Raw genomic sequence first — 4,143 nt, forward strand, 5'->3', positions numbered from 1 at the left:
CGTCGACGTGGTCTTCGACGCGCTGGATTCGAGCGGCAACGTCGACCTCTGCCGGTCGATGGACAACGAGGCGCTGAAGGTGAAGGCCAAGGTGACGACGGTGCAGAACTGGAATTCCTCGGTGCGCACCGACTTCGCCGCGTCGCCGGTGTGCCGCAACTCGCTGTACTCCACGGGGAACGACCGCAACTATTCCGACCAGAGATACCCCGCGGTCAAGGCCTTCCGCACCGCGATGCACCGCTATCTGCCGAACCGGGACGGCAAGTTGTCGATGTGGGAGCTCGAGGGTTGGGCCGCCGCACAATGGCTCACCGACGCGATGACCTCGTGTGGTGCACAACTGACCCGCGGGTGCGTCGAGCGGTACATGAACCGGGCGCAGCCCTACGACGGGCACGGACTCCTCACCCCGCGCAGCTTCGTGGTTAGCCGGCACCCGGGCCGGCCGAGCCGAAACTGTCTCAACGTGGCGCGCTGGCAGGACTCGGCCGACGGCGGGCGTGGTGGCTGGGTGACGCAGGTCCCGAACATGGACACCAACTGTTTCGTCGTACCCAACGTCCCTTACCGCCCCTGACCACGGGCTTTCCGGCCCTCCCCATTCCGCTTGAACGTCACGTTCAAGCGCTCTAGCCGCATGAACGTGACGTTCACGCGGAATGGGTGCCGGTGTGGAGGGCGGTTCGACATCGTGCGTTCTACTCGCCGATCTGTCCCGCGGATGCGAGTACGGCGCACGATGTCGACCCGCCGGTGGAGTCGGCCGTGCGCAGCACACGACCGCCGTCCGCCATTCCGCTTGAACGTCACGTTCAAGCGCTCTAGCCGCATGAACGTCACGTTCACGCGGAATGGGAACGGGGGTGGGGGCGGCGGAAGCCGAGGAGTACGTCGGCGCGGGCACCGGTCAGCTCGCCGGGTTCGCCGACGAACGCCACCTCGCCGCGGCGGAGGACGTAGGCGATGTCGGCGAGCCGGAGCGCCTGCCCGACGTACTGCTCTACGAGCAGCACCGACCGACCGGGCTCACGCGCGAGGTCGGCGACCACGTCGTAAAGCCGCGTCACCACCTGCGGCGCGAGGCCGCGGCTCAGTTCGTCGAGCAGCAGGACCCGCGCCGGGCGCAGAAGCGCCCTCGACAACGACAGCATCTGTCGCTCACCGCCGGACAGACTGCCGGCGCGTTGCCCCAGCCGGTCCTGCAGCACCGGAAACACCGCCAGTGCCGCATCCGGTGCGCCGCCGTCGCCGAACACGGCGAGGTTGTCCCGCACCGACAACGTGGCGAAGACGCCGTGCTCGTCGGGGAGCAGCGCAAGCCCGCGACGCACCCGGTCGTACGCCGGCAGCCCGCTCACGTCCTCGCCGTCCCAGCAGACCGCGCCGGCGGTCAGCGGAAGCAGCCCGGCAAGGACCCGCAGCGTCGTCGTCTTGCCCGCGCCGTTGTGACCGAGCAGCGCGGTGATCCCGCGTGCGGGTACGGCGAGGTCGATGCCGTGCAGCACCTCCACCGGCCCGTAGCCGGCTCGTGCGCCGCGCAGCGAGATCCGGACGCTCATGGGCCGGCCTGCGAGAAATAGACTTCTCGTGCAGCGGGGGCGGCGGCGACTTCCGCCGGGGTGCCGGACACCACGACCCGGCCGGCGGCCATCACGTAGACCCGGTCGGCGACGTCGAAGACGAGATCGACGTCGTGCTCGACGAGCACGATGGTCCGGCCGTCGTCGGCGAGATCACGCAGCACGTCCCGCAGTGCGCGGATCTCCCCGTCGTCGAGCCCGCTCGCCGGCTCGTCGAGCAGCACCGCCACCGGATCGGCGGCGAGTGCCCGGCCGAGCTCGACCATCCGCAGGGTGCCGGTCGACAGCGCGCCGGCGGGGGTGTCGCGTACGGCGCCGAGTCCGAGCAGGTCCAGCACCCGCGCGACCGCTGCGTCGACGGTCCGCCGGGCCGGGTCGGGCAGCCCGAGGAGCCCGGCCAGGATGCCGGCGGAACGGCGGTTCTCGGCGCCGACCCGGATGTTGTCGGCCACCGTCATGCTGGCGAAGACGGCCAGCTCCTGAAAGGTGCGGGTCAGGCCCAGCCGGGCCCGGGCGTCGGTGCCGGCGTCGGTGATGTCCCGTTCCCCGAGCAGCACACGTCCCCGGTCGGGACGTTCGAACCCGGACATGCACGCGAACAGCGTCGTCTTGCCGGCGCCGTTGGGTCCGATGAGAGCCGTGACGTCGCCGGGCAAGGCGTCCAGATCGACTCCGTCCACGGCATGCACACCGCCGTAGCTCCGCGCGATCCCGCGGACCCGCAGCGCCGCACCCGGCCCGGTCATCGGCGAATCCGCGCCGCGACGGCCCGCCCGGCCGGCGAGAGCTGCACCGCGGACGCAGGTACGGCGCCCCCGGGTGCGCGCCACCATCGACCCAGCGAGCTGAGCACGCCGCCCGGCATCCGGCCGAGCAGCACGGCGAGCGCGCCGATCACCACCGCGGACGCGCCAGCGCCGAACGCACTGTCCAGCCCCACGACCAGGGCCGCGGCGAGTACGGCACCCGCCGCGCTGTCGGCGCCGAAGACCACCACCGCGGCGAACCACAGCAGCGCCTGGATCGGGTCGAACGACGCCGGGTCGAAGGATCGAGTGCCCATGGCCAGCAGCGCACCGCCGAGCGCGGCCAGTCCGGAGCTCACGGCGAAGACGAAAATCTTCGTCCGGCCCACGTCGACGCCGCAGACCCGCGCGCCCTTCTCGTCGTCGCGGATGGCGAGCAGGCCACGGCCGAGCCGACCGATGTGCAGGTTGCGTACGACGAGCAGTGTCACCGCGAGGCCGACGACCTCCAGCGCGTAGAACGCGCGGTCGTCGGTGAAGCCGGCCGGTCGGTTCACAGACAGGCCGGTGGTGAACAGCGGCTGCTCGAGGACGAAGCGGCTGATCACCATGCCGACCGCCAGCGTGGTCAGTGCCAGAAATAGTCCGCGCCGCCGGATGGCCGGCCACCCGGTGAGCAGGCCGATCGGAGTGACCAGCAGCGCGCCGACCACCAGGGCGAGCAGGCCCGGGAAGGCCGGCAGGCCGAAGAGTTTTCCGCTGCTCAGCCGGGCGACGAGCAGCGCACCGAGCCCGGCGAATCCGGCCTGGCCGAGGGAGATCTGACCGCTGTACCCGGTCACCGCGACGAGCGAGAGGAAGACGATGGCGAGAGCCGGGATGGTCAGGGCGGGTCGCAGCGCGGAGTCGGAGAACACCAGCGGAAGCGCGAGCAGCCCCGCGCCGGCCGCCCATCCCCGGCGCAGCGGAGCGCCTGGCCGCCGCCGGGCCAGTGCAGCCGCCACCCCGGCGTCGCCACCGACCTCCCGGAGCCGCGGCAGCAGCAGGATCGCCGCGAGCAGGACCACGACGAACAGGTTGGCCTGCAGCGACTCCACCAGTTGTCCGGCCTGACCTCCTACATGGACGGCGGTGAGCTCGCTCTGTCCGATCCCGACGGCGAGGGCCGCGACGATGGCCACGGTGATCGACGACAGCCGGGCGACGACCACGACGCCCACCGTCTCGAGGACGACCAGCGTCAGTCCGTACGGGTCGAGGCGGAGCCGGGGAGCGAGCAGGACTCCGGCCAGGCCGGCGAGGAACGCACCGAACGCCCAGCCCACGGCCGACACGCGGTCGGCGTCCACACCGGACAGCTCGGCGAGCTCCCGGCGGTCGACGACGGCCCGGACGGCGACGCCGAATCGGGTCGCGTGGGTGACGCTGGCCAACAGCGCGGTGATTGCGGCCGCGACGGCGAGGTCGACGACGGTGTCCAGCCGGACGCTCGCGCCGCCGGGCAGGGACAACGAGCGGACGGGAACAAGAGACGGGGCGTCGACCCGCGACTGCCCGCCCCAGATCGCGAAGGCGACCCCGACGAGCAGCACGAATACGCCGATCGACGCGACCAGCTTCTCCGCCGGACTCGCCCCGCGGCGTTCGAGCCGCCGGAAGACGACCCGGTCCAGCAGTACGCCCAGCCCCGGACCGATGAGGAGCAGGTCGACCGGCGCGGCGACCGCCAGTGGCCACCCCCAGACCTTGACCATCTGCCAGAGCAGATAGGCGACGAGCATCGCGATCGCCCCGAAGGCGATGTTGAAGACACC

Annotated in this window: 4 protein-coding genes; 1 reads left to right on the forward strand and 3 read right to left on the reverse strand. The window is 71.6% G+C overall.

Annotated features, from left to right (window positions below; genetic code table 11):
• On the forward strand, window positions 1-580 hold a 580-nt coding region (locus VGH85_11525; protein HEY2174427.1), incomplete at its 5' end, for an ABC transporter substrate-binding protein.
• Window positions 581-845: 265 nt separating this feature from the next.
• Here the strand turns inward: VGH85_11525 and VGH85_11530 are convergent.
• The 3 genes from VGH85_11530 to VGH85_11540 all read right to left on the reverse strand — a co-directional run.
• Entirely contained in the window at window positions 846-1,562 is a 717-nt protein-coding gene (locus tag VGH85_11530) for an ABC transporter ATP-binding protein (protein HEY2174428.1), read from the reverse strand.
• Window positions 1,559-2,329, reverse strand: coding sequence for an ABC transporter ATP-binding protein (locus VGH85_11535; GenBank protein HEY2174429.1), 771 nt, complete (start codon window positions 2,327-2,329; stop codon window positions 1,559-1,561). Before VGH85_11535 ends, VGH85_11530 begins: the two co-directional genes overlap by 4 nt.
• Window positions 2,326-4,143: ABC transporter permease (locus tag VGH85_11540; GenBank protein HEY2174430.1), on the reverse strand; the 1,818-nt coding region annotated here is incomplete at its 5' end. The genes VGH85_11535 and VGH85_11540, both read right to left, overlap by 4 nt.

This window comes from Mycobacteriales bacterium, assembly GCA_036497565.1.
GTDB lineage: Bacteria > Actinomycetota > Actinomycetes > Mycobacteriales > QHCD01 > DASXJE01.